Origin of the sequence: Pseudofrankia inefficax (assembly GCF_000166135.1) — a bacterium.
GTDB classification, from domain to species: Bacteria; Actinomycetota; Actinomycetes; order Frankiales; family Frankiaceae; genus Pseudofrankia; species Pseudofrankia inefficax.
Genome location: NC_014666.1, coordinates 4,120,681 through 4,145,893 on the forward strand (window position 1 = coordinate 4,120,681; position 25,213 = coordinate 4,145,893).

13 protein-coding genes are annotated in these 25,213 nt (G+C 70.3%); 5 read left to right on the forward strand and 8 right to left on the reverse strand.

Features of this window, described 5'->3' with window-relative positions; translation table 11 throughout:
* Nucleotides 1–12 precede the first annotated feature (12 nt).
* The 5 genes from FRAEUI1C_RS39040 to FRAEUI1C_RS16700 all read right to left on the reverse strand — a co-directional run bounded on the left by FRAEUI1C_RS39040 (nucleotide 13) and on the right by FRAEUI1C_RS16700 (nucleotide 7,049).
* Nucleotides 13–1,812 carry a tachylectin-related carbohydrate-binding protein gene (locus FRAEUI1C_RS39040; RefSeq protein WP_041259410.1) on the reverse strand — a complete coding sequence of 600 codons (1,800 nt, stop codon included), beginning with the start codon at nucleotides 1,810–1,812 and terminating at the stop codon, nucleotides 13–15.
* Nucleotides 1,813–1,922: 110 nt separating this feature from the next.
* Nucleotides 1,923–3,188 carry a hypothetical protein gene (locus FRAEUI1C_RS16685; protein ID WP_013424486.1) on the reverse strand — a complete coding sequence of 422 codons (1,266 nt, stop codon included), beginning with the start codon at nucleotides 3,186–3,188 and terminating at the stop codon, nucleotides 1,923–1,925.
* 337 nt (nucleotides 3,189–3,525) lie between these two features.
* Complete coding sequence (locus FRAEUI1C_RS16690; RefSeq protein ID WP_013424487.1) at nucleotides 3,526–3,954, reverse strand: hypothetical protein; 429 nt, start codon at nucleotides 3,952–3,954, stop codon at nucleotides 3,526–3,528.
* Between the two features lie 122 nt (nucleotides 3,955–4,076).
* On the reverse strand, nucleotides 4,077–6,149 hold the full coding sequence (locus FRAEUI1C_RS16695) for a DNA/RNA non-specific endonuclease (protein ID WP_013424488.1): 2,073 nt from the start codon (nucleotides 6,147–6,149) through the stop codon (nucleotides 4,077–4,079).
* A gap of 225 nt (nucleotides 6,150–6,374) precedes the next feature.
* Nucleotides 6,375–7,049 carry a hypothetical protein gene (locus tag FRAEUI1C_RS16700; protein ID WP_013424489.1) on the reverse strand — a complete coding sequence of 225 codons (675 nt, stop codon included), beginning with the start codon at nucleotides 7,047–7,049 and terminating at the stop codon, nucleotides 6,375–6,377.
* A gap of 306 nt (nucleotides 7,050–7,355) precedes the next feature.
* On the opposite strand from FRAEUI1C_RS16700, the gene FRAEUI1C_RS36380 reads away from it, so the two are divergent.
* Both FRAEUI1C_RS36380 and FRAEUI1C_RS16710 read left to right on the forward strand, forming a co-directional pair.
* Nucleotides 7,356–8,111 (forward strand): peptidoglycan-binding protein, encoded by a 756-nt coding sequence (locus FRAEUI1C_RS36380; protein WP_013424490.1) that lies wholly within the window; start codon nucleotides 7,356–7,358, stop codon nucleotides 8,109–8,111.
* A gap of 759 nt (nucleotides 8,112–8,870) precedes the next feature.
* Entirely contained in the window at nucleotides 8,871–10,046 is a 1,176-nt protein-coding gene (locus FRAEUI1C_RS16710; RefSeq protein ID WP_157734963.1) for a hypothetical protein, read from the forward strand.
* A gap of 92 nt (nucleotides 10,047–10,138) precedes the next feature.
* On the opposite strand, the gene FRAEUI1C_RS36385 is transcribed toward FRAEUI1C_RS16710, so the two are convergent.
* A complete protein-coding gene (locus FRAEUI1C_RS36385; protein WP_157734964.1) occupies nucleotides 10,139–10,897 on the reverse strand; it encodes an alpha/beta fold hydrolase in 759 nt (252 codons plus the stop codon).
* Between the two features lie 132 nt (nucleotides 10,898–11,029).
* Here FRAEUI1C_RS36385 and FRAEUI1C_RS16720 point away from each other — a divergent pair, with 132 nt between their 5' ends.
* The 3 genes from FRAEUI1C_RS16720 to FRAEUI1C_RS16730 all read left to right on the forward strand — a co-directional run bounded on the left by FRAEUI1C_RS16720 (nucleotide 11,030) and on the right by FRAEUI1C_RS16730 (nucleotide 17,189).
* A complete protein-coding gene (locus FRAEUI1C_RS16720) occupies nucleotides 11,030–11,998 on the forward strand; it encodes a CLIPPER-2 domain-containing protein (protein ID WP_232425456.1) in 969 nt (322 codons plus the stop codon).
* 476 nt (nucleotides 11,999–12,474) lie between these two features.
* Nucleotides 12,475–16,602, forward strand: coding sequence for an NB-ARC domain-containing protein (locus FRAEUI1C_RS16725; protein ID WP_013424494.1), 4,128 nt, complete (start codon nucleotides 12,475–12,477; stop codon nucleotides 16,600–16,602).
* 116 nt (nucleotides 16,603–16,718) lie between these two features.
* Nucleotides 16,719–17,189 carry a VOC family protein gene (locus FRAEUI1C_RS16730; RefSeq protein WP_013424495.1) on the forward strand — a complete coding sequence of 157 codons (471 nt, stop codon included), beginning with the start codon at nucleotides 16,719–16,721 and terminating at the stop codon, nucleotides 17,187–17,189.
* Nucleotides 17,190–17,333: 144 nt separating this feature from the next.
* On the opposite strand, the gene FRAEUI1C_RS38370 is transcribed toward FRAEUI1C_RS16730, so the two are convergent.
* Together FRAEUI1C_RS38370 and FRAEUI1C_RS16745 are read right to left on the reverse strand one after the other, a co-directional pair.
* Nucleotides 17,334–19,181, reverse strand: a complete 1,848-nt coding sequence (locus FRAEUI1C_RS38370) for an SAM-dependent methyltransferase (RefSeq protein ID WP_198318763.1) — start codon at nucleotides 19,179–19,181, stop codon at nucleotides 17,334–17,336.
* A gap of 101 nt (nucleotides 19,182–19,282) precedes the next feature.
* A complete protein-coding gene (locus FRAEUI1C_RS16745) occupies nucleotides 19,283–25,153 on the reverse strand; it encodes a type I polyketide synthase (RefSeq protein ID WP_013424497.1) in 5,871 nt (1,956 codons plus the stop codon).
* Between the last annotated feature and the right edge of the window lie 60 nt (nucleotides 25,154–25,213).

Sequence of the window (25,213 nt, forward strand, 5' to 3'; positions counted from 1 at the left end):
CAGCCCCGGCCATCAAGCGGGGGCGCGGAACGGCGCATCCATCACCGGGAAGGCGGATCTGAAGCCGAGCACACCGCGCTTGACCTCGATCGGCCCCTCCCAGATGTGGGGGTCGTAGCCACCAGCCCCGCCAGGGGGAAACACCGGCGGCGGGCGCTCGCCCCGGTAGCAGTGCCAGAGAATCCGGCCGTCCGGGGTGAAGGCGTAGAGCACTCCGTCGGGTCCTGCCACGACCTCCTGGAAGACGTTCCAGCCGGTGCCGATCGGGATCTGCGCTCCCCAGTCAGACGTGCCGGCGGAGTACCCCCTGTGCTCGTGGCGGGTGAGGACTCCGTCGGCGCCAATGGTGAAGATGACGCCGTGCCCCGCGGAGAACACCTTCGCGAACGACTGCCAGCCCGTACCGACGGGGACCGGGCCCGACCAGGTCGTGGTGTCACCGCCGTTCGCGGCCCCGTTGTGCCTGTGCCAGAGCAGCGTGCCGTCGGGCCGGATGCCGTAGACGACGTATTCGCCCCCTGAGAAGATCTCCCTGAAACCGTTCCAGCCGCTGCCGACCGTCCGTGGCCCGCGCCAGGTCGGCGAGCCATCTCGGTACCCGTCGTGGCCATACCAGAGCAACGTGCCGTCGGGCTGGACGCCGTACAGGGCTCCCTCGCCGCCGCAGAAGGCCTTGGTGAAGCGGTGCCAGCCGTCGCTCACCCGTGTCGGGCCCGCCCAGTCGGTCGAACCGCCGGGTTGGCTCGACGAGACATTGCGATACCAATACAGGTCGCCGTTCTGGCCGATGAGGTAGAACATGGCCGGCGGGTAGACCTTGGTATCGGGGAACGGGGCGATGACCGGCTCGCGCGCCGAGCCCGTTTTGGCCACCCGGTCGAGCGTCACCGCCATCTGGTTCAGGACGTCCACCCCCGCGTCGGTCTCCATCTGGAGCTCGGTCTTCGGGGGGCCAAGCGACGCGGCGTCGACGGTGCAGAGCACGTGATCGCTGTCGGTGATTATCTCGAAGTGATCCGCCAGCGTCCTACGGCCCGTCATCCAGTCACGCACCTCGAAGGCCCACCGGCAACTCCGGTTCTCTGGCAGCCGGTTGAGCCCGATCACCCAGGCCCTGATCCGCCACTTGATGTGCTCGGTGATCGAGCGGGGTACCGAGGCGTCTCCGTCGGCGTACTTGTCGAACTCGGGCCGCACCGAGACGGCCTGGAGGTGGCGGAGGATCCTGGGCGCGTCGTCGTCCAGCCGGTGTCGCTGGTTCGCGTCGAAAGCCACCTGCCGGGCGGCGAGCCAGCTCAGCAGCCCGAGCAGATAGACCGCCAGGGTCGGGGCGTTCTTGAAGCGGTGCAGCTCCAGTGTCCTGAGCCCGTTCTTCTGCACCACGTCCGTCCAGCGCCAGAGGTCGAAATCAGCCCGGAGGAACGAGTCGATGACCACGCCGAGTTCGTTGGCCACGTCCACGGCCTTGTCCACGTCACCCGGCGAGTCGCCGAGACGGAGCCTGAGTCGCCTGATGTCGTCGAGGTGGTCGTCGACGCGCGCCTGGACGTTCCGGTTGTTCTCGATGGCCACGTTCTCGATCAGTTCGTCGAGCCGGCTGTTCAGCTGGACCATCTCTGCCTTCAGCGAGTCGACCTCCTGTTTGAGGAGCGCGACGGCATCGACCGTGGAACCACCGCTCAAGAAGCTGATGACGGTCGACACGTAGCCGATCACCCCGGCGATGGTCGGGACGCCGGCGAAGGGCAGACCCCCCAGCGAGACCAGCATCCTGATGCCGCCCTCGGCGAATTTGAGCTCGTCATCGTCCATGCCGAAGCCCCTTTCCATCGTCGATGGGCACTCGTGACGTGACTCGTACGCGAAATACCGGGCGGAAATAGTTCGATCCCGTAGAAAATCATCGGCCCGGCTTGCTCGACTCAGGCGTCGAGGATTTGCCCGAAATCTGTGACCTCCGTGCCGTAGCGCACGTTCCAGCCCTGTAGGACAGCCGCCTTCAGGATGTCGGGGTTCACCTCCGCGGCCTTACGCGGGGAGGTCACACCGGGTGTGTGCTCGTAGTTCCACACGATGACGTCGAGGTATACCGGGGCCTTGAGTGACCACCCCTGGAGCAGCAGTGCCTGTGCGACCGCCGGGTAGGGGGTGAAAAGCGGATTGGCGAGCCAGCCGCGTAGCTCGGCCTCGGTGACGCTGAAGTCCACCCCCATTGTCGCCAGCGCCACGACGACGTCGGCGGGAGGTGTCTCGCCGTGAGCGGGCGGCGCCGGGTTTCCTGCCGGGGGTGTGTGCGGGGTGTAGCCGTTCGTGCGGAAGATGCAGAAGATCCGCGGCTCGTTGGCGCGGTAGGGGCCCAACCGCTGGACGTGAACCTCGCCAGCCGTGTCGGTGATGTCGAACTGGAGCGCCAGATCGTCGTGGTGCGGGTAGTTGTTGTCGTACACCCACAACTGAACGACCTGGCCGCTCTGTTGATACGCGTAGGCAAGCACCTGATGGTTCTTCCCGACATCGAGAGAGTCGGTCTGGATCAGGCCGATCGGAGACAGCCTCCCCGCGTCGATGTCGTCACGGATACGCGGCCACTCGTCGCGGTAGGTGATCCAGGAGCGGCCACGGGTCAGTCCGGCCACCTGCTGCAGGAACCCTTCGTCGCCGTTCGGGTAGTGCGGCGACGAGTACCCCAGCCACCGGTGCCCGGAGCCGGTGACGTCGAAGCTGTCGAAGAGCCGGCCCCTGATGAACTGGAAAAGCGGGTCCGCCTCGGAGGCGGGCGCCGTCGTCGCGGAGGGCGGGAGCTTGCCGGCGGCGAAGTAGTCCATCGCGCCGAACGTCATGCCGCCGCACATTCCCGCGTCGGCCTTCGTGATGGGCAGCCAGTTGTCATCCACGCGTGCGATCCCGAGAGCCGCCGCGGCGTCGCCGCCGAGGGCGTCGAGGAGCCGGTTCCAGAGGAAACCGAGAGTCATCGCGGGAAGATTTGGGTCCCACTGGTTCGCGAACTGGAACCCGTTGACCGACGGCGTGAATCCCGGGACCTGGCGACGCGCGCTGTCCCGGAGACGGATGACGAGTCGGGCCTCGTGTCCCTGGCCGCCGCTGTACGACGCCTCGTAACCAGGCGGTGCCCATATGTGGAAGGTGTTTCCATAGGGCGACTCGGCGAGGGGGCTGTCGAAGTGCACGTACAGTTGCTTCCCCGGTCGCCGTTGACGTTGTACCAGACCCGGCCCTCGGTCCCCGTCGTCGGAACGACGAACAGATCTCCCTCGGCCCGCCACTCGGCGGTCGTGCCGGGAGCGATGGTCGCGGCCCGCGAGGGGTACCACGGATCGGTCCACTCTCCCCAGTCCAGCTTGTCGCTGGCCCAGACGAGAGGTACGTGCGACTCATTGTGAATTTCGACGGCCATGCGTATCCGCGACACCGCATTCACTCCCTCGTTGTCGTCAGGACTCCGATGTCTCATTGGCCTGCTCGTGGACGGAGGCTCAGGCTTGCCAGACGCCGCCTGTGACCGCGTCAGGGCGCGGGGGGTTTGGGCGTGGGGGCCGGAGCCGGGGTAGCCGGCGGTGGCTGAGCCGAAGGTGGCGACCCGGCCGGGCCCGCGGCGTCGGAGCCAGGACCACGTCCCGTGAGCAGCGGCTCCTTCTTCGCGGAATCAGAGTTGTCGAATGCTTTCTTGAACTCATTGACGGTGCTGAGGATCGAGGTCGCGATGAGCCCGAGGAAGATCTGGGTCGCGATGTCCATGTTGCCCAGGCTCGAGTTGCCGAAGCTGACATCGGACGCGAAGTCGGTGCGCGCGGCAAGCATGATGGCGCCGATGCCCGCGACCCACGCGATCGCCTGCGTCAGGACGCCGTTCCACTGGCGTGCGCGTATATAGGTCAGAAAGTTGACGAAGGTGAAGACGAGTGTTCCGACGGCAGCCAGCGGTGCGAAGGACATCGCTGCTCCCTTCTGCTCCTCGGCTGTGCGCGACGTGGCTGAGAGTGCCGAGGCGACCCGCCGACCGAATCCTCCTCGACGCCGCGGGCGCCCAGGGAAGGGCGGTCGTCAGGGCGACCTAGTCACAGGACGAGCTGCCGGGGATGGGTGATCTCTCGGGCGGCGTCAGTGGTTTCCAGCCCGTCGAGCGGATCGGACGCGGTGAGAGCGTCGAACGAAAGCCCGGTGAGTGACGTGATCCGCGCGAGTGGCACCTGGTAGGTGCTGTACGCGCCGTACGAGAAGGCCGCGGGTGTGATCTCCAGGCCACGTATCAGGTCTGCCTGGCTGAGGAGGTAACCCGTGGCCGACAGCCTGCCGGCCGAGGTGACCATGGCGGCGATCTTCCAGAACTGGCGGGGCAGGAGTACGCCTCGGTACGGCTCGTCGTCGTCGGCCAGGACGGGGCCGGCGAAGACGGTGACCTTGAAGTCCTGGTTGTCCGCGTTTTCGAGGATGTAGTCTTCCAGCCCCGCCCAGGTGGTCTGGTTCTGGTTGAAATCAGCATGCTGAGGGGTGCAATTAGTGAAGTGGAAGGTATCGTCGTTGGCGAGTTTGGCCTGGGCGCGGGTGGCCCCCCAGGCGGGATCGAGGCGGCGGACGAGATGGCCGCGGTCGAGCGGGTTGTCGCGGTAGACCTGCTCGCCCGTCTGCTCGTCCTCCGGCACGCGGGGGTCGAAGGACCAGCGGTCGGGCTCGCGCCGCAGCCGGGCGGCGGTCGCGCCGTCGATGTTGACGGCGGTGAAGAACGCCAGCCGCCGCTGCCGGTTCAGCACGACGCTGAAATGGTGGTAAGGCAGCACGTACGGCGGCTGCTGCCCGGTGGGAAGCTGGTTGACCGCCGCGAGCGGCACCTGATCCGGATGCAGGGTGGGCAGCGCCACCCGGTGGCCGCTGCCCAGGAAGTCCTCGTCGTAGCCGACGCGGTTGGTGTAGTCCGGGTCGATCCGGACCGCCTCCTCCACAGGGGCGGGGGGCTCAGGGACGGGGGGCAGGCCCGGGCCGGCGAGGCCGCCGTGCAGGCGGATGTCGAACGACGGAACGGTGAGCGTCACGGACTGCTGGATCCGGGCGGCCTCGTGCGCGGGCGCCTGCACGGTGACCGGGCCGACCGGCGCGGCGGCCGGGACCAGGACGTGTGCGGCGGGAGCGGGGCGGACGCGGTCGTCGAGGAGGCGGTCGACGAGCGCCTGCCGCGCCGTGGGGAAGGTCTGGTCGCGCAGGAAGGCGAGCAGCCTGCTGACCCGGATTCCCTCGTTCAGGATGCCGCCGAGCTCGCCGTGATCCGGAGCCGGCACCGCGGCGTGGTGCAGCGCGACGATCTCCCACTGGTCGTTGAAGACCGGGGATCCCGAGGACCCGGGCTCCGTGTCGGTCTCGTAGTGCATGAACAGGTCGAGCACGTCCACGATGCGGTTCTCCCGCAGCGCGACCTGCTTCTTCCCACCGCCGGGGTGCTGGATGATGGTCACGAAGTCCCCGACAATCGCCTTGCCCTCCGCGGCGACCAACAGGTTGAACCCGAACTGGCTTAGCTGCGCCGGTTCCGCCCTCACCGCCACGAGCGCGAAGTCCAGCGCCTCGTCGGCGAGGAAGAACCGGTCCGGGTCAAGGGCGAACTCCGCCAGTGGCAGCGGCTGGCCGTCGGGACCGTCCTGGTAGTCGAACTCGACGCTGCTGGACGCGGCCACCCGGGTGTCGGAGAGGACGTGATGGTTCGTCAGGAGCAGTTCCGGGGAGACGAGGCTGCCGGTGCCATAGCCGGCCGTCCGGCCCCGGTCGTCACGGATCACGATTCGGCCGACCGCTCGCGCGGCCGCGACACCGTCCTCCAGGTAGCCGACGTCGAGCAGGTCGTTCGTCTGAATGATCCGTTCCAGAACGGCGCCCGCCTCCGCGGTGGCGGCTGGTTCCTCGGCGCCGACCTCGGCCGGGCTGACCGACCGCGCGTCCGGGTTGTGCCGGGCCAGGCGCGCGATGCGGGCCGCGATCCGGGCGGGATCATCGGCGCGCGCGATCCCGCCTGGTTCCCGCAGCACGGAGATATTTCCTCTGCGTGGGTCCAGCCTGGACGCGGCCCGTGCCGCCAGCGCATCCTGCTGCTCGTTCGCGAGCGCCGCGTCCCGTTCAGTTCGGGCACTGTCTACCGAAACCATCCGGACCTCCACGATTCTCCGTGTTCTACGGCCGGAACTGCGGCGCCGACGCTCTGAACACATTCCCGGCACCGGGCCGACCGACTCCCCGCGTTGGCGATGGCGGCGGGCGCGAAAATCGGTCAACATCGGCGAGCGCCTGGCGCCGGCAGGCCCACGGAACGGTGCCGCCGCCGCGGCGACGCTTGCGCGTCGAGAACAGGCCTCTCTGGCCCGCGGGTCGCGTCAGGCGACCGCGGGCCAGATGAGCGTGTCCGGGTTGAGGTGCTTCGTGACGACGGCGGCCGCGTTCTTGAAAAGCCGCTGGTCGCGGTCATTGCGCAGGCTTACTCCGCCGGTGTCCGGTTGGAACCGGCACCGGGTCGCCGCCGTCGCCCAGTCGCCCGCGGCGACGGACCCCTGGAACTTCGGGAAGTTGAAGGCGGGGCCCATACCCCAGGACATACTGAGCAGGCCGAGCTGCGCGTCGGCCGGGAAGCTGTCAAAAGACCCGAACGGCGCGCGGTGCTTGAGCACGCCCTCCATCTCGGTGAGCTTCTCGAACGCCAGCCGGTCTATCTCCGCGTCGGGCAGGCGAAGGGTGGCGAACGCGCGGAAGCTGGCGCCACCGAGACTGGCCTGACCGAGCCGGGCCTTGATCTGGTCCCATTCGGCGGCGATCTGAGCGGGGGTGGCCGCGGCGTCGCCGACCTTCGTGCGCCAGCCGAGCTGCTGGGCCAGCTGGTGGGACTTCGTCCGTTCCGCGGGCGTCGGGGTGTGCGGATGCGCCAGGCTGGTGGCGTCGATCAGGTTCCCCAGACCGGTCGTCACCAAACCCTTGATATCGAGATACATGAAGTCCAATCGGGCCTCGATCGGCTCGTTGAACTCGGTCCAGATGGATCGCACGCTGTTTCGCATGGCCGCTCCCTTGCCGGACCTGGGCTACTTAAGCGTCCGTCGCGGATCCCTGAACGGATGCGCGGAGTGCCGTACCGGTTGGGTGCCGGTGCGGCGGGAACGGACGTAGCGGGACGGGGAGCCGGCCGGGTGTCGCGCGGCTCGCTCGTCCCCGCCAGCTCATAAGACAACGAATGTCCGCCACACAGACCTGGTCTGTGCTGACTGGTAGGCCTGGGACGGCTGGTCGCCGCGAACTCCGGTAACGCGTGGGTGCTCGTGGTCTCACCGGCCGGTTGTTCCTGGTCAGCCGTGAGATGGGGAGGCATGGCGAGCGCCGACGACGTCATTCGGGTGGCAGCAGGCGAGATCGGTTACCACGAGGGACCCGACAACGACAACAAGTACGGCCGCTGGTACGGCATGAACCACGCCTTCTGGTGCTACATCTTCTGTCAGTGGGTGTTCGCTCAGGCCGGCACGCCGCTTCCGTTCAGGACGGCCTATGTCCCCTACGGGGCGACCTGGGCGCGCCAGAACGGAATGTGGCGGCCATCGACGCAGAGCGAGCGGGGCGATCTGATCATATTCGACTGGACCGGTACCGGGCAGGCGGCTGGGAGCAACACACACATCGGCATCGTGGAGAGCCACGTCAACGGCACGGTGCAGACCATCGAGGGTAACCGTGGGGACAGCGTGTGCCGTCGCTCCTACGTCGCGGGGGAGAACGACATCGCCGGGACGATCAACTGCCAGCCGCTGTTCGCGTTCCATCCGCATCCGACGGACAACCGTTTCCAGGTCTTCCCGACCGTCCAGCAGGGGATCCACGACCTCGGCGCGACCGGGACCTTCCCGGATATCGCCCACCCGGTCGGAACGCTGCAGAACGCTCTGAACATCGTGAACCACAAGGAGGCGCCGCAGCCGGGCGCCCTGTCCCCGGACGGCGTCTTCGGTGGGATGACGGCGAACGCGGTGCGCGCCTTCCAGACCGCCGAGTCGCTGGCCGCCGACAGCGTCGTCGGGCAGAGGACCTGGGCGACTCTCGACCACGCCCTCGACAGGGCCGGACGTTGACAGGCGGATCGCCGGCAGGCCGAGCCGAACGCCCGCGCGAGAAAGCCGTGTCTGTCGTGAGGAGCGGGCAGCTCGGGGCGTCCGATGGCATTCGAGGAGGAAGTGCATGTTCAAGAGGTGGGTAGCCATAGTCGCGTTCGCCCTCGTTGCCAGCCTGCCGATGGCCGCCGCGAACGCCTCACCCGGAGGCCAGACCGCCCCTCAGAACTGTGGTACGACCAGCGGTTCCTGCCATGAAACGTGCGGCTGGAGCGCCACTCCAGGAACGTGCGGTTGGTCTGGTGGCTGGGGTGGTGGTTATTTCGCCTCTGGGCCGTCCGGACAGCAGGGACTGACCTAGCACTGCCTCCGACAACGTCCGCCCGCTCCACCTCCAGACCATGATCGCCGTTTTGGCCCTGAAACGGTCGCGACCAGGCCCGGTTCACGACCACCTGAGGGCGAAAACGGCGATCACTCCGCCGGGCCGACCTTCGCGGTCATGGCACCAGCCGGCGCGGAGCCCTGATTACTGGTTGCAGAAGGATCGATGTCATGAGATCACCTTCTCGTCGTCGGGACCGCGCAGCCGTGCCTCCGGTACGAGGCCAGATAGTCGACGGACGATCCAGGCGGCGAGCGTCTGGCCCGCTTATCCGCCGGACCTCGGGATCCAGCTGGCGGAGCCGGTCGCGTGCGCGTGTCGCGCATGCCACCCGGACCCCGAGGTCCCTCGAACCGCATCCGGTGGCCCCTTTCCTGATCGTCCCGGTTCTGCTGGTGACATCTTTCTACCTCGCCTGGTTCGGCGTGGAGAACGTCACTGACTCCCTTGCCTATCTGGGGTGCTTCACCGGTCTTCTCATGGTCATCACGGCCACGGTGTGTATCTTGGGTGCCCTCGGCACTCTGGACCACTGGTACTCCCACCGCTTCGAGATCTCCGGCCTCCTCGCTCTTTTCGGCTCCGTCACGGCCTTGGTGGCCAACGCCATGCTGTTGGTGGCCACTGTGCGAGAGGGCATAGAATCGGTTCCGTATTTTGTGACGTGGGGTCTGCTCGCCGTCGCCTCCGGCTGGTCGTGTTATGTCGTGTACCACACCTCGGTCGTCATACCGTCACCCAAGAAGGTCGCCGTCGCCGCGAGCGCCACAGCGGTCATCGCCATGGCGAACTTCGGCTACACCCAGCTTTATCAGCCGTACCACGAGGAACCCAGACCGATTCTCGACGCCAAGTTCGGATCCCCGACCCTGAGCGCGGACCGCAAAACGTTCTCGGTGCCGATAACGCTCAGTGTTGAGGTCCGTGGCAACGTCGGGGTGTATCTGGTCGGAGACCAGTTCGTGGTCTACGGCCGACGCGTCACGACGAGGTCCTCCGGCCACTCGGCGCCCGACTGGAGACATGACTCCACAGACGGTCAGGCCGAACTCTCCCGATGGACAGAGATGCGCACCGAGCCAATAGAGATCGGACGCTGGGACCTTTTCGGGTCGTGGGAGGACCCGGGAGTTCCAAGGTCGACGACGAGGCTTGTCCAGTTGCCCGTCGACACCCCCTATGACCAGCTGGGAGTCCGGGCCGAATTTGTCAGCGTGCGACGGGACCGCGTCAGACTGGAGCCGGCGTTCGGAAGCAGCGCGCAGTACTCGTGGCAGGATTTCAGGAACCAGAGATGTGGCAGTGGGCCCGGTGACTGCGTCAGGTATCGCGGGCGCGTAGCGGAGAGCAACTCGGTCGCTCGGCACACCCGAGACCCTCGCTACCTGACACTCTGGTGGAATTTTGGCCCCACGTTGGGAACGGTGGGTCTGGAGTCGACCATCGCGCGCAGGGGCGACGTTGATCGCAGCATGTCGTCGGAGGAATCCAGCCGGTTGTGGAGCCGGTACGGTCTGGAGAAGGTCACGGCCTCCGCGACCTTCAGATCGCTGCTGGATATCAAGCACTGAGACGACGGCTCCGGTGGGCGCGGTAACGGATTCGCATGGCGGGCGGAGTTCTCCCTGGCGCCGGCCCTGGCCAGGCCGGGCCCACTGCGTGGTCACTCGACGCGTTCTGCGACCAGCGTCGTCGTTGGCCTTAGGTCGGCGACCCGCCGAACGAAGGAGGCGAATCCGGCGGGGTCCTCGCGGTGCACCATGTGCGAGGCGCCGGCGAACCTGACCGTGTCGGCACCGGCCTGCGCGGCGAAGGCCCGCAGGCCGTCCGCGAAGTGCGGAAAGGACGCCGTGCCGTATCCCACGACGCGCGGCACCGTCAGCTCGCCCGGGTCGAACGGCGGGTGCAGCGTCAGCGTCATCTCGGCCGCGGCCAGGGCTCGTTCCCGGATCTGGCGAGGGCTGCCGGGGCGCGTCACGGCGGCGCGGTCGATGGTCTCCTGGATGACGGCGCGATGCTCGCGGGGCCACCACTCGGCCCACGGCATCGCCGTCTCCCAGATGCCGACGGCCTCGACCAGGTCCGGGCGGCGGATCGCCGCGGCCAGTGCCACGTTGCCGCCCCAGCTGTGCCCGACGACGGCCGCCGGCCGGCCGGCCAGCACTCTCAGCAGGTCGTCGACGTGTCCGTCGAGGTCCGCCGCCACGCCGTCCCAGTCCGGGCACGCGCCCCAGCCGCGCCGGTCGTAGCGCAGGACCTCGAGGTCCGGAAGCAGACGCGCCACCGGGTCGAAGCTGGCTCCTTCGTCCCGCAGGCCGTGGACCAGCACTACCCGTGACCGCGCAGCCGATCTCTGCTCGGGTCCAGGCCCTGGTTCCACTCCGCCCTCCTCTGCCGGCACGGCCGTGACGCATAATTGCATTCAATATATTGCAGCCTATATGCACTCGTGCGCCGTGCACGCCTCGCGGCGCGAGCGAGGGCCGGCGTCCTGGTGGCGGCGGTGTCCTGCGCCGCAGTGGGCCTCGGGGCGCCGGCCGCGACGGCTGCTCCCGTGGCGCCGGGACCGGCGGTCTCGCTGGCCGTCAGTCCCCTGGCGGTGTCCTTCGCCTCGCCGGGGACCCAGCTGTTCTTCCAGTACCCGGTCACCAACACCGGCGGCCAGACGCTGACCGGAGTCACCGTGCGCAACACGCTGGCCGGCGTCGACGTCGCCTGCCTCCAGACCACGCTCGGCGCCGGCCAGGCGACCCAGTGCCTGGCGCGCTACTTCACGACGGCGGCCGACGTGGCACGTGGCGGGGTCACGACCACGGCCACCGCGACCGGGCTGCCTCCGACCGGCGCCGCGGTGACGTCGTCCCCGTCGTCGGTGACCATCCCGGCCCTCGCCGCGCCGGCTCTGGCGCCGGCCAAGAGAGCCTTCCTCATGCAGACCTTCAGCGCCGTCGGCGAGGACATCCCCTATGCGTACCGGGTCGACAACACCGGCAATGCCCCACTGACCGGCATCTCAGTGCAGGAGCCGCACCCGGGCCTCTCGCCGATTCACTGCCAGGAGACGACGCTCGCGCCCGGCGCCGCCACGGCCTGTTTCGCCGTCTACCGGGTGACCACCGCGGACCTCGCCGCTGGTGAGATCAACAACACCGCCACCGCGTCGGGCACCCCGCCGAGCGGACCGGCGGTCACCTCGAACCCGGCGCCGTGGACGATGCGCACCCCGCAGCCCTGGCTCAGCCTCACGAAGTCCGTCACCCCGACCTCCTACTCCGCCGGCACCCCGCTGCGTTTCAGCTACGTCCTCAACAACACGGGCAATGTCGCGCTGACCAACGTGACGGTGACCGACGCGCTGCCGGGCCTCTCGCCGGTCAGCTGCCCGGCCACGGTGCTGGTTCCGCGCTCATATCCACATTGCTGTAGGCACCGTTGTCCTGCTGCTCACCATGTTCCGTGTAGCCGCCGGTGGCGGTGCGGGTGCCGACAACCACCGCTGCGCCACCACCGGGCGGATAGGTGACGGAAACTGTCGAGGTTCGATCAGCTTGACGTCAAGCGCGTTCGGCGAGGTGTCCGTCGCGACTGGCGCGTCGCAGGAGGTGGCAACAACAAGCGCGGCTATACCGACAAGTATCGTCCGGAGTGCTTGCCACCTCATGGCGACCAGCCCTTCATGTTCTGGCGGAACGCATTTTCTTCTGGTGGCACGCATTGCCGACAGGGCAGTACGTGGAGTCGAGTCAGACCTGCTCGTCCACACCCGCTCACAGGGTAGCGGCCGGCGGTGTGTCGCGTTCAGGGAATCGGGCCCGCGCGAAGACTTTGGTGGGCGGCGAACACCGTCGGGATAGAACTGCCGGCCGGCTGGCGCGGCCGACCCGGTCTCGCGCGACCTGTCTGGGACGTCGGGTGAACAGGGCTCCGCGCTCCGGCCGGCGCGACGTGAGTCCGAGACGGTGCCCGTGCCGGGTGGCATGATCCGGTTGGGGGGTGAGCATGCCGGACCGGTTGACCGACGCCGAGGTCACGCGACTGGCTGATCGATACCCGCGGCCTGACCTGGCACTGGTGGTGTGCGAGACCGCCGGGCTCGCCCCTCGGGTGCTGCCGCTGTGGCAAAGCCGGACCGCTCTGGAGTTCTGGCGTTCGGTCAACGAACTGATCGCGGCGGGTGTCATCGCCGACGGCCCCGCGCGGATTCTGGCGGCGGCACGGCAGGTCGAGAGGGCCGAGAAGGCGGCGGAACGCGGCGGGGACCGCCTGAAGAATGCCTCGGTCGATCAAGCCGGCAACCAGACGCCTCGGTGGCTGCTCGACATCGAGGATCACGTCGTCGCCCGCCCGGATCTCGAGAACTCGCTCGCGACGTGCCTCCTGGCTGCTCGCCCGGCGGGGCGCCGGCTGATCGTCGGAGTACACGGTCCGGGTGGGTTCGGTAAGACCACGCTCGCGGGAGTCGTCCAACGGCGCGCCGACGTGCAGCAGAGATTTCCGGACGGGATTCTCTCGGCTCGTTTCGGGCCGGGCGTCCGCGACACAGGTCTCGCGTCAGTACTGTACGGATTCACCAGCCGGCTTGGGGACGGGCTGCCCGCGTTACCCGACGCGGCGGGGATGGGAATGCGGCTCGCCGAACTGACCGCGGCCAGGCGTGTGCTGTTCGTGCTGGACGACGTCGACTCCGACGAACAGGTGGCCGTTTTTCGGGGACTTGGACCCGGCTGCGGCGTTCTTGTGACCACCCGGGACCGGCGTCTGCTTCCGCTGGACTGCGTGGTCGTCGATGTGGAAGGCATGCGCGCGGCCGAGTCGGAGCGCCTCCTGCTGGATATCATCGACGGCCTGGCGGTCGAGCACGCTCGGCGCGTCGCCAGTCAGTGCCGGAACTGGCCGATTCTCCTCCGGCTTGTCGCAGGCTTTCTGCGCGCCAGAATTCGCGTGGGAGTACCGGTGTCAGCGGCCGTCGCGGAAACCTGGGACGGGCTGGCCGAAGAGGGCGTCACGGCCTTCGATCCGTACGGGCCGAGTCCGCTCGGTGTCGAGCGTACGCTGTCGAGGAGCCTGCGGCTTCTCGCGGCCGAAGAACCGTCGGAAGACCTTGCTGACCGATTCCGGGACCTGGCGCTCTTTCCGCTGGGTGGGGCCATCCCGGTCAGCGTCCTTGAGATCCTCTGGGCGCGCACGGCGGGCTGGACCGCCTGGCGGACCGGGCAGTTTGTTGATCGCCTGGGTGATCTCGCCTTGGCCAGCCGCCTGGCCGGCGGGGCGGTCGTTCGCCTGCACGAGGTCATTTTCGCGTACCTGCGCGACAGCGCGCGCACCGACTTCGCGCGACGGAGCCGGGCGCTGGTCGACGCATACCGCGCGCAGGTGCCTCCAGGCGGTGGGCTTTCTCAGTGGTGGAGTCTGGACCGCGGCCACTACCTCTGGAACACGCTTGAGTACCACCTCGTCGAGGCGGACCTGGCTGACGAGGCGACCCTGCTCATCCAGGAGTCGCGCTGGCTGGCCGGGAAGGTCGCCGCCGTTGGTCCGGTACGGCTGGAATCCGACCTGGCCCACATACCCGGTTCCTACGCGACCGGTCTGGCGCGGCTTGTCCGGCGCATCGGCCACCTGCTCAATCCTGACGATCCCGTCGACATGATCGCCGCGACCCTGTTCGGGTACCTGGTCGGTGAGCCGGACCTGCGGGCTCCCGACAGTCCCAACCAGCGCCCCCGTCCTCCTGGAATCCTGGTACCCGCGTTCGCACGGTTGCCGGATCACCCGTCGGCCCGGATCAACCGGACGGTCGCGGCGCACCGCGGCGGACTGGCGGCCTTGGCCGCCGCCGCGGACGGATCGTGGCTGGGATCCGTCGGCTCGGCGGCGTCCGGCCAGGCCGCGGTGGGCATCTGGAACCCTCGCGGGGGACCGGAACCGGCCGAGCGGACCGTCGGCGAGGGCCGGGCCAGCTTCCTGCGATTCGCCGCGGACGGCTCGCGGCTCGTGGCTGCCGTCCAGCCCAAGGACAAACCTCCGTACGAGGACCGTTGGATCGAGGTCGTGCTCGTCGACACCGCTACCGGCGACCCGGTGCGGGAGCCGATCACACTTCGGCCCGCCGCGAAGTACCTGGCGGTGGCGCCAGACGCCTCCTGGTTCGCCGCACTCGACGCGACGGGCACCCTCACGCTGACGAGCCTTACGAGCGGCGACGAGCTGCTGCGCCGAGAGGGCCTCACCGGGCCGCTCAAGATAGCCGCCCATGGCTCCCTCCTGGTGGCCCAGGCCTCCGAGAACTCCGGGCTCGTCGCGCTGGAACCCCTGACGGGGAAGGTCATGAGCCTGCCGGGAGACGGAGGTCGCATAGACGACTTCCTGGTCGGACCTGACGGTGACTGGGTCGCGTCAACCGGCAGGACAAACCGGATCTGGAATCCTGCCACCGGGCGAAGCACGGCTCACGGAGCGGTCACCGACCATCTAAGCGTCGACCTGGCCGCCGCGCCTGACGGATCCTGGGTGGCTTTCGCGACAACTCTTCATCCGTATGAGATCGGCTGGCCGTGCCGCGGTGGCGTGACCGTCCGAAGCCCACATGATGACAGCGTCGACTGGCATGTCGCCACGGACCGCTTTATCGATGGCATCGCCGTGACCGGAACGTCGGATGGGCGCCTGGTCTGCGCCTCCGGTATAGAAGCGGTGTCTGTCTGGCGAATCGGTGCCGCCGGACCTGACTTCGGGTACGACGCGCGTACCCCAGGCATCGGCTTCCCGTCCGGGAAGGAAATCCGGCTCAAGGCCAGCGCGGACGGCTCGCTACTCGCCCTCAAGCGCGGCCCCAAGGTTCGTGTGTACGCGCTCGACAGCCCGGAACGGGAGCCGATCGACCTTCCTGGCGGCGGGAGCGCGCTCGCCCTCGCGCCGGGCGGTGATTGGCTGGCCATGGGCGCCCACAACGGTGGCCTCCGCATCTGGGACACGAAGGATCTCTCCGAGGCCGTCCGTCTGGACGAGCGGCATTCGTCACCACGGCGCACGCGGCCGCGCGGGCGACGCCGGGAGGCGTCAGGCGGAGGCTCGCTCCCGTCGCCCCCAGAGGTGGACCTCACCGCTCCCGTCGCGACGATGGCCGCGGCCCCAGACGGAAGCTGGCTGGCGACCGCGGACGACGAGTGCAGGATGCTCATCCGGGACGCCCGGACCATGGCCGTCACCCGCCAGGAGACGCTTGCCTGGGAAGATCCGAGAGATCCCATCCTGGTGGCGTCACCCGACAGCTCCTTCCTCGTCGCCGGCTATCAGCCGCGGGTGGGGTCGATGGACACAACCTGTTTTCCGCGAGTTTTCACCCGCAAGCGGGCCGGCTGGAAGTCCGAAGACCTCGATGGCCATCACGGCGGACTCTACGGAGCGATCGTCGCCCCCGACGGTTCGTGGATAGCTGCTCTCCTCGACCACATTCGATACACCGAGTTCGACGGTTTCCGGTACGCCGAAGGCGGCTGGCAGACCTGGGACAGGCCACGTCGCGGCACGGAGCTGCGAGACGATATCCCGCCGACGACGAACGCGGTCGCCCTGGGAAACAGGAAACTGGCGGTGGTCACTCGCCGTTCCATCACGATCGCGGACGTTCACTCGAAGAAGGCCCGCGCTCACAAGGCTTCCTTCCCGCGAGACATCGTCGGGGTGGCGTTCGCGCCGGAGTCGGGAAGGATCGCGATCGCCGGCCGGACCCAGCTGGTCATGTGGGATACCGGGCGGTCCCTCGTGAGCGCGAGGGCAAAAGACGTTCCGAACCCCGTGGGCGGTCTGCTGGCGGCCCCGGACGGTGCCTGGTTCGCGACCTCCGCGCCCGGGAGCATCACCCTCTGGGACGCGCGGAGCGGCAAGCGGCTCCGGGCCTTCGGTGGTTTCGAAGGTCCCGTCGCCGCCATGACCGTCAGCCCAGACCGCACGCTGCTGACCGCAGCCTGCCAGGACGGCACCGTGCGTCTCTGGGATCTTGCCTCCGGCGCCGCCCACTCGCTGCGCATCGACGGGAATCCCACATCCTGCGCGTGGCTCGCTGGCCAGAATCGGCTCGTCGTCGGCAGCGAACGAGGCCTCCACGTCTGGGATCAGCTCACCTGAGACCGGTAGGCGCCGAGATGGGCCCAGACCCTGGCCGCCACATCCACCGATGAGTTCCGCGGGCCGGTCCGGTCTACCAGGCCGTATCCGTCGCTCTACCGAACTGGAGACCCGCCGTGACCGTCCCCGCGCACCCCGGCCGCATGCTGTTCGTGAACCTTCCCGTGGCGGACCTGCAGCGCAGCAAGGCGTTCTTCGCCACGCTCGGGTTCAGCTTCCACCCGGGCTTCACCGACGAGACCGCCGCGTGCATGCTGGTCGGCGAGCAGGCCAGCGTCATGCTGCTCACCCACGAGAAGTTCGCCCAGTTCGCGAAGCTGCCCATGGCCGATCCCGCCACACACACGCTGGCGCTCTACTGCTTCAGCGTGGCCACCCGCGACGAGGTCGACTCGGTCTCCGCCGCCGCGCTGGCCGCGGGCGGCGTCGAGGCCGACGGCCTGGAGGACTACGGCTTCATGCGTTCGCGCAGCTTCTACGACCTGGACGGCCACGGCTGGCAGGTCATGTGGATGGACCCGGCGGCGGCGCAGCAGGGCCCCGAGGAGTTCGCGCACTCGACGCAGGACGCCGACGTCCCGGCCTGACCGGCCTCGGCGCGGGCCGGCGCCGCGCGCCCCGCTCGGCGGCGGCGCGGCGGCCGGCCCTGAAGGACGCCGGCCACCCGCGACGCGAGGGGGCGGCTGCGCTCCCACATGGCCGTTGGCCGTCGTCCGACGACGGCGCGTGCGTCAGCGGCACAGCTCGGCGGTGATGAAGCGGCTCGCCTCGATCGTCGTCGAGAGCGCCGGGTTGAGCGGATGGCCGTATCGCTCGGCGACGCGGCCGATCGGTTCGGCGTCCGTCTTCCAGCCGAGCGTCTCCAGCGTGGCCACGGCGTCCCGCTGGTCGTCCTCGTGCACCAGCGTGCGCAGGTCGACGCCCCACTGCCGGGTGGCCGCCTCGTAGTTGTCGTCGGGAAGGGTCTGGCCGATCTTCTTCGCGTCCTCGATCGCTATCCGGCTGCCGGGCACGGACAGCTGGTCGATCGCGTCGAGCAGGTGGTGCTCGGCCTCTGGCGGGAGGTAGGGCAGCAGGCCCTCGACGAGCCAGACGGTCCGCGCCTTCCGGTCGAACCCGGCCTCGCAGAGCGCCGTCGTCCAGTCCTCGCGCAGGTCGATGCCGACGAAGTGGTGCTCGCAGCGCGCCGACGCCGCGCTCTGGTCGAGGACGCTCTTCTTGAAACCGAGCACGTCGGGCTGATCGACCTCGAACACGACGGTGCCCGCCGGCCAGTGCAGCCGGAAGGGGCGGGCGTCCAGCCCGGAGGCGAGCAGGACGACCTGGCGCAGCCCGTTCGCGCCGGCCCACTGGAAGAAGTGGTCGAAGAACAGGGTGCGAACTCCCATGTACCGCCAGGTGGGAATCCAGCTGTCCGGCGGGGAGAGCGCGGCGAGCTCCTCGGGGGTCGTCGGCATCGGATTCGGCAGCGCGGCCGCGCGCACGAAGGCCGCCGCGAACGGGTCGTTGATCAACGCGTCGTCGCGGTGGGTCTCGATCGCGCGCGCGGACGCGACTCCCAGCGCTGTGATGCCGACGCTCGACACGATGTCCCAGCGCCTGGGGATCTTCGGGCCGGACCGTCCGGACGCGGCAGCCGGAGCCGGCCGGACGATGCCGGCGGCATCCTGGGCCCATTTCTCCGGCGCGGGAAGGCCGAGGAACTCGCCGATCCCGGCCAGCTCCTCGCATGGCCGCTCCAGAATGTCCTCGTAACGGACGGTCAGAACCTGTGCGGCTGGCAGGCGGGCCAGGGCGGCTTCGATGGCGGCCGTCTGGAAGGAGACCATCAACCGGAAGCTCTCGGCCTCACGCGTCCAGGCGTCGAACGACTTCTTCGAGAACCGTCCCGGCATCAGGTCGACGAGATCCGGCGGGACCGCGCCGGCTGGTGGCGCGCCGTTCAGGACGTCGGCGCCGCACCGGCTGACGAACTCTCCGCGCAGGAGCAGCAGCCGGAACACCGTGTGGCGGCTCATGGACCGAGCCGTGTCCTCCGGGTCGCGGGTGAGGTGGAGGAACCGGGCCGTCGGGAAGTTCTTCACCAGCTGGTCGGTGAAGAACCCCGAGGCACCCGACCGCTCGACCCACAACGGCCGGCCCAGCCAGCCCCCGAGCACCGAGAACAACCGGCGGTAGTGCTGGTCGGCCGGCTGGGTGGGAAAGTCGGGGACGGCCTCGGCGAGGCGGTCGAGGAGACGATCCGGCTCGCTGGACAGGAAGGGCAGCGTGGTCGCCGAGATGCGCGGCACCCCGGTCGACCGGTCGAACCGGAGCCCGCTGTCGACCGGATAGAGGAATTCCGCCGGTTCCATACCCTGCGCGATCAGCGGTCTCATCGGCGAGTCCCGGTCGGTCAGCCGGTTCCAGAGCTCCTCGCCCGACACAGGCCCGGCGGGGAACGGCTCGGGCGCGAGACTCGCGAAGAACTCCGAAAGGGACAGGACCTCGGGATGAAGGGCGAGTGCCTTCGACAGGAGCGTCGAGCCGCAGCGGCCGGTGCCGACGACGAAGGCGCCGCCCGCCCTCCGCGCGGCCATCGAATCGGACGGGACCATGGCTGGTTGCCTCCACATTCTGTGTGACGTTCCGGGCCCGGCCAGCCGCGCCACGGCGGAACCACCCGCGGGACCCGGACGCGTCATGGGGTCTGGTCGAGACTGGTCAGCCAGCGATGGAGATCCTGCGCGGTCGACGCCGCGTGCTCGTTCATCATCGTCTGGTGATTGCCGGCGACCTCCAGCGTGAGGTGCTCGATCTCCCAGTCGGTCGTCCAGCCGTGTTCGGCGATCGTCGCCTGGTCGTCCGGGGACAGCTGGGGCATCCGCTCCTCGGCGCGGACGAGCAGGACCGGCGCCTCGACGGGGCTCGGCTTCCATTTCTCGAACAGGGTCAGATAGGCGCCCTGGGCCGTGACCTGCGCCTCGGTCATGAGCGCGAACGCCTGGTCGTTCACGGCGATGCCGCGCAGCTCCTCCTGGATGTCCTCGGTCGGGATGCGGTCGCCGGGCAGCCAGGTGTCGAGCAGGACGACCGCGCCCGGCCGCTGCCCGCGCGCTTCCAGCCCGGCGGCGACCGCGTGCGCCAGCCAGCCGCCGGAGGAGTAGCCGGCCAGCGCCACCGGCGCGTCGGCGAACTCCCCGGCGATCAGGTCGACCAGCAGGTCGACGACGAGTTCCGACGTCGCGGGCAGGTGCTCGCCCTCGTCGAAGCCCGGCAGCGAAAGTCCGTAGACGTTTCGCTGGCCGTGCAGGTGCAGCGCCAGCCGGGCGAAACTGTGCGGCCCGGAGGGCGCGACCATGGACGGGACGCAGACGAGGGCGCACGACGCCGGACCGGACGCGAGCCTGACGGGTGGCCGCGCCGCCCCGAACTCGGCCAGCTCGTGGAAGACCGGCCTGAGCTTGGCGACGGCCTGGAGCACCTCGACGCCCTCGACGAACCGCCCGATCGAGCAGGCCTGCCGGTAGAGGTCGCGCACCCCGGCCGGCGTGAGCTGGCCGCTCGGCGCCGCCCGGTCCTGCCTGGCGACCAGCGAGCCGAGGTACGCGGCCAGCTCCGTCACGGTCGGGTGCTCGAAGACGACGGGTGGGGCGAGCTGCTGGCCGATCACGGTCGACAGGCGGCGGCTGAGCTGGACCGAGGCCAGCGAGTCGAACCCGAGGTCCAGGAACCGGCGGTCGAGCGCTACCTCGTCCGGCGACGCGTGGCCGAGGATCGCCGCGGCCTCGTCGCGGACCAGGCTGGTCAGCGCCCGGTCGCGTTCGGATCCGGTGAGACGGGCGAGGCCGGCCCGCTGGTCGCCCGCCGCGGGGTCGACCGGGAGGCCGGCCGCCGCCGGCGGCGTGGCGGCTCGGACCGGGCGCTCGCTGAGCTCGTCGAAGAATCGGGTGGGGCGCGGCGCGGTGAACGGCGGCAGAAAACGTCCCCAGTCGACGTCGGCCACCGTCGTCGCCGCCGTGCCGGCGGCGACCGCCTCCGCCAGGGCGGTGACGGCGGGCTCGGCCGGCAGGGGAGCGACGCCGCGCCGCGCCAGGTAGTCGCGCAACGTCGGCTCGGCACCGAGGCCCGCCTCGGCCCAGGGACCGAAGGCGACGGAGGTGGCCGGCAGCCCGCGGCCGTGCCGGTGCGAGGCCAGGGCGTCCAGGTAGGCGTTGCCCGCGCAGTACCCGCTCTGGCCGCCGCTGCCCCAGGTCGCCGAGATGGAGGAGACCAGCACGAAGGCCTCCAGCGGGACGCCGTCGCCGTTGGCCGGGCTGGTCAGCTCGTCCAGCAGCGCCGCTCCGCCGGCCTTGCCGGTCACCACCTGTTCGAGCTCGCCGAGGCCGAGCTCGCGTAGCGGCGCGACAGGGCCGAGGACGCCGGCCGCGTGCACGACGGCTGTCAGCGGCTCGTCGAAGCCCGTCGCCCGGTCGAGCAGCGCCGTGACCTGGTCGCGGTCGGCGAGGTCGCATGCCTCGACGGTCACCGTGGAACCCAGCGCCTCGAGGTCCGCGACCAGCTCCCCGACCCCGGGGGCGGCCGGCCCGCGCCGGCTGACCAGGACGAGGCGCGCGGCGCCGTCCCGGGCGAACCGGCGGGCGGCGTGGGCGCCGAGCGCGCCGGTCCCACCGGTGATCAGAACGGTTCCGCTCGGTCGCCAGGACGCCGCCGTGGCGTCGGCCGGCTCGGCCGGGACGAGACGTGGGACGAGCAGCGCGCCGCCGCGCACCGCCAGCTGGTCCTCGCCGCCAGGCGCGGTGAGCGCGACGCCGGCCAGGGCCAGCGCCTCGTCGTCGAGGGTGGCCGGGAGGTCGAGGAGGCCGCCCCAGGCGTCGGGGCGTTCCAGCGCCAGCGCGCGGCCCAGCCCCCACACCATCGCCTGGGTCGGCGCGGTGACCGGATCGAGCGCTCCGGTGCTGACCGCGCCACGGGTGACGCACCACAGCGGCGCGTTCTGGCCGAGGTCGTCGAGCGCCTGCGCGACCAGGCAGGTGAAGGCGAGCCCGTCGGTCAGCCCCGGGTGCAGGGTGTTGGGCTGCTCCTCGAACGGGAGCAGCGAGACGATGCCACCGATCTGGTCGTCCCGGCTGGAGCTGTGCTTCGACAGCACCGCCGCGAGCCGGCCGCGCTCCGCGTCGGCCACGGCGAGGGGGATGTGGACCGGCCGGCCGCCGAGGCGTTCGAGGAGCCAGGACAGCCGGGAGAGCGTCTGGCCGTCGATCCCCGCCGGCCCTGTCACCACCAGCCAGGTGCCCCTGATCGATGCGCCCGTGGCGAGGTGACCGGCGGCCGCCGCCGCGGCCCGCTCGCCGGACAGCGGCTCCCACCGGACCTGGTAGCGCCAGCTGTCCGGTCCCGTCGCCCGGGCGCCTGTCGACGCCGCCGCGACGGGCGCCGGCGCGACGGCCGCGCCGTCGACCCAGTAGCGCCTGCGCTGGAAGGCGTAGGTCGGCAGGTCGACCGGGCGGCCGCCGCGGCCGGCGCACAGCCTCGCCCAGTCGACCGCGACGCCCGCGACGTCCAGCTCGGCGAGGGCGACGAGCAGCGTCTCGGGTTCGGAGCGGCCGGCCCGGCTGGTCGCGACCGCGGCCAGGTCCTCGGCGGCGGCGCCCTCGGGCAGGCAGCCCGGCACGAGCGCGGTCAGGACGGCGTCGGGCCCGATCTCGACGAACGCCCGCACGCCGTCCCGGTGCAGCGCGCGAACCCCGTCGAGGAACCGGACCGGCTCACGCACGTGGCGAACCCAGTACTCGGGCGACATCAGGTCAGCCTCGGTGGCGGCCCCACCGGTCAGGTTGGACATGACGGGCAGGGACGGCGGGTGGTAGGTGACCGCCCGCGCCGCCGTCCGGAAGGCCGCGAGCATGCCGTCCATGTGTGGTGAGTGGAACGCGTGGCTGACGGTCAGCCTCTTCGTGCGCGCGCCGCGCCGCGTCCAGTCGGCGGCCACCCGGGCGACCGCGTCCGCGTCGCCCGCGATCACGGTGGACCGGGCGCCGTTCACGGCGGCGATCTCGACCTGTCCGGCCAGCCCGGCGATCGAGGAGCGGACGTCCGCCTCGCCGGCTCGGATCGCGGTCATGGCGCCCCCGGGCCGGCATTCCTGCATCAGCCGGCCTCGGGCCGCGACCAGCGCGCAGGCGTCGTCGAGGGTCCAGACCCCGGCGGCGTGGGCCGCGGTCAGCTCGCCGATGGAGTGCCCGACGAGGGTGTCGGGCCGCAGGCCCCAGGACTGGAGGAGCCGGAACAGCGCCGTCTGGAAGGTGAAGAGCGCGGCCTGCGTGTACGCGGTCTGGTCGAGCAGAGCGGCGTCGGCCGAGCCGGCCGGCGCGAACATGACCTTCCGCAGCGGACGGCGCAGCAGCGGGGCGAACCGGTCGCAGATCTCGTCCAGCGCCCGCGCGAACTCCGGGTAGGCCCGGTACAGGAGCCGGCCCATTCCCGGGCGTTGACTGCCCTGCCCGGTGAACAGGAACGCCGTCCGCCCGCCCGAGACCGCCGGGCGCGCCACCCCCGAGATCAGGCCGGCCGTGGAGCGGTTCTCGGCGAGCCTCGTCAGGGTGTTGACCAGATGCGCGTGACCTCCGCGCTCGTCGGAGACGATGACGACGGCCCGGGACTCGAAGCGGACCCTGCCGCTCAGCGTGAGTCCGACGTCGAGCGGGGTGATCTCGAGGTGGCGGTCCAGATGACCGGCCAGCCGCGCGGCGTTGGCGCCCACGGCCTCGGCTGTCCGGCCGGACAGGACGATCGGCACCGGGGCCGGCGCGTGCGCCGCGCGCGGCCGGGATGTCGTGGCAGCGGGCCGGTCGGCGCCCGGCGGCTCGCTCGTCTCGGGCGGCGCCACGGCTTCCTCGAGGATCAGGTGGGCGTTGGTGCCACTCACGCCGAAGGAGGAGACCGCCGCCCGCCTTGGCGCGCCTTCCGGGGCTTCCCACGGGCGCTGCTCGGTGAGCAGGGAGACGCCGCCGGCGGACCAGTCGACGTGCGGGGACGGCTCCCGCACGTGGAGGGTCCGCGGCAGCAGGCCATGCCGCATGGCCTGCACCATCTTGATCACGCCGGCGACGCCGCTCGCCGCCTGCGTGTGACCGATGTTCGACTTCAGCGACCCGAGGTGCAGCGGCCGGCCGGGCGGGCGGCCACGACCATAGGTGGCGACGGCGGCCTCGGCCTCGATCGGGTCGCCGAGCGCGGTGCCCGTGCCGTGCGCCTCCAGGACGTCCACGTCACCCGGGTCGAGTCCCGCGCTGGCCAGCGCCGCCAGGATGAGGCGTCGCTGGGCGCTGCCGCTGGGCGCCGCCAGTCCGTTGCTGGCGCCGTCCTGGTTGATCGCCGTGCCGCGGACCAGCGCGAGTACCTCGTGGCCGTGCCGGCGCGCGTCGGACAGCCGTTCCAGCAGGAGCACGCCGGCGCCGTCCGCCCAGCCGGTCCCGTCGGCGTCCGCGGAGAACGGCTTGCACCGGCCGTCGGGCGCCAGGCCCTGCTTGCGGCTGAACTCCAGCAGCATGCCCGGTGTCGTCATCACCGTCACGCCGCCGGCCAGCGCCAACCCGCACTCACCCGACAGCAGCGACCGCACGGCCAGATGGATGGCCACCAGCGAGCTGGAGCACTGCGTGTCCACGCTCAGCGCCGGGCCCTCGAACCCGAACGTGTAGGACACCCGGCCGGCGACGACGCCGAGCGCGTTCCCGGTGAGCAGCTGGCCCTGGGCCTCGGCCGGGGCTCGGTGCCAGGGCGGCCCGTAGTCCTGGAGGGACACGCCGGTGAAGACGCCGGTCCTGCTGCCGCGCAGGGAGCCGGGGTCGACGCCCGCGCGTTCGAACGCCTCCCAGCTGATCTCCAGCATCAGCCGCTGTTGGGGGTCCATCGCCGCGGCCTCACGGGGGCCGATGCCGAAGAAGCCGGGATCGAACAGGCTGATGTCCGGCAGGAACCCGCCGTGCCGCGTGTAGATCGTTCCCGGCTGCTCGCGGTCCGGGGCGTAGAGCGCGTCCAGGTCCCAGCCGCGGTTCGTCGGCAGCCCGACGATGCCCTCGCGGCCGTCCCGCACCAGCTCCCACAGCGCGGCCGGCGAGTCGGCGCCACCGGGCAGCCGGCAGGCCATGCCGACGATAGCCACGGGGTCCCCGGCGACGGCCCCGCCCATGGGACCGCCGAGGGCCACGTCCGCCTCGTCGTCGCTCCCCAGGACGCGGGCGCACAGGTACGCCGCCAGGGCATGCGGCGACGGCCGGTCGAACAGGAGGGTGGCGGGGAGCGCCAGGCCGGTCTCAGACTCCAGCCGCGACCGCAGCCGACCGGCGACGTCGCGATAGATTCCAAGGCGCCGCCACGAAACGAGGGGATCGACCGGGATTCGTGAGGAATCGCGGTCAGTCAGAACACCGACAAGCTCGGTTATCAGCTGGAGGACGACTCGGATCTGACCGGATTCCGGGAGATCGGTCAGGCGTGCACGGAGTCTGTTCGCCGAGCCGTCGGAATCCCCGGCGGAAGGGGCCCCGGAGGTGGGAGAAACGTGCATCCGGCTCTCCTAGGAGAAGAAACGACAGCGGCCCCCCGTTCCGCTACGGACGATGGCGCG

Excerpts from the sequence above, each read along its gene's own strand:
- FRAEUI1C_RS36380 (WP_013424490.1), top strand. The coding sequence starts at position 7,356 with ATGGCGAGCGCCGACGACGTCATTCGGGTGGCAGCAGGCGAGATCGGT.
- FRAEUI1C_RS16695 (WP_013424488.1), bottom strand. The coding sequence starts at position 6,149 with ATGGTTTCGGTAGACAGTGCCCGAACTGAACGGGACGCGGCGCTCGCG.
- FRAEUI1C_RS38370 (WP_198318763.1), bottom strand. The coding sequence starts at position 19,181 with ATGGCCGCGCGGAGGGCGGGCGGCGCCTTCGTCGTCGGCACCGGCCGC.
- FRAEUI1C_RS16700 (WP_013424489.1), bottom strand. The coding sequence starts at position 7,049 with ATGCGAAACAGCGTGCGATCCATCTGGACCGAGTTCAACGAGCCGATC.
- FRAEUI1C_RS39040 (WP_041259410.1), bottom strand. The coding sequence starts at position 1,812 with ATGGACGATGACGAGCTCAAATTCGCCGAGGGCGGCATCAGGATGCTG.
- FRAEUI1C_RS16690 (WP_013424487.1), bottom strand. The coding sequence starts at position 3,954 with ATGTCCTTCGCACCGCTGGCTGCCGTCGGAACACTCGTCTTCACCTTC.
- FRAEUI1C_RS16725 (WP_013424494.1), top strand. The coding sequence starts at position 12,475 with ATGCCGGACCGGTTGACCGACGCCGAGGTCACGCGACTGGCTGATCGA.
- FRAEUI1C_RS16745 (WP_013424497.1), bottom strand. The coding sequence starts at position 25,153 with ATGCACGTTTCTCCCACCTCCGGGGCCCCTTCCGCCGGGGATTCCGAC.
- FRAEUI1C_RS36385 (WP_157734964.1), bottom strand. The coding sequence starts at position 10,897 with ATGCAATTATGCGTCACGGCCGTGCCGGCAGAGGAGGGCGGAGTGGAA.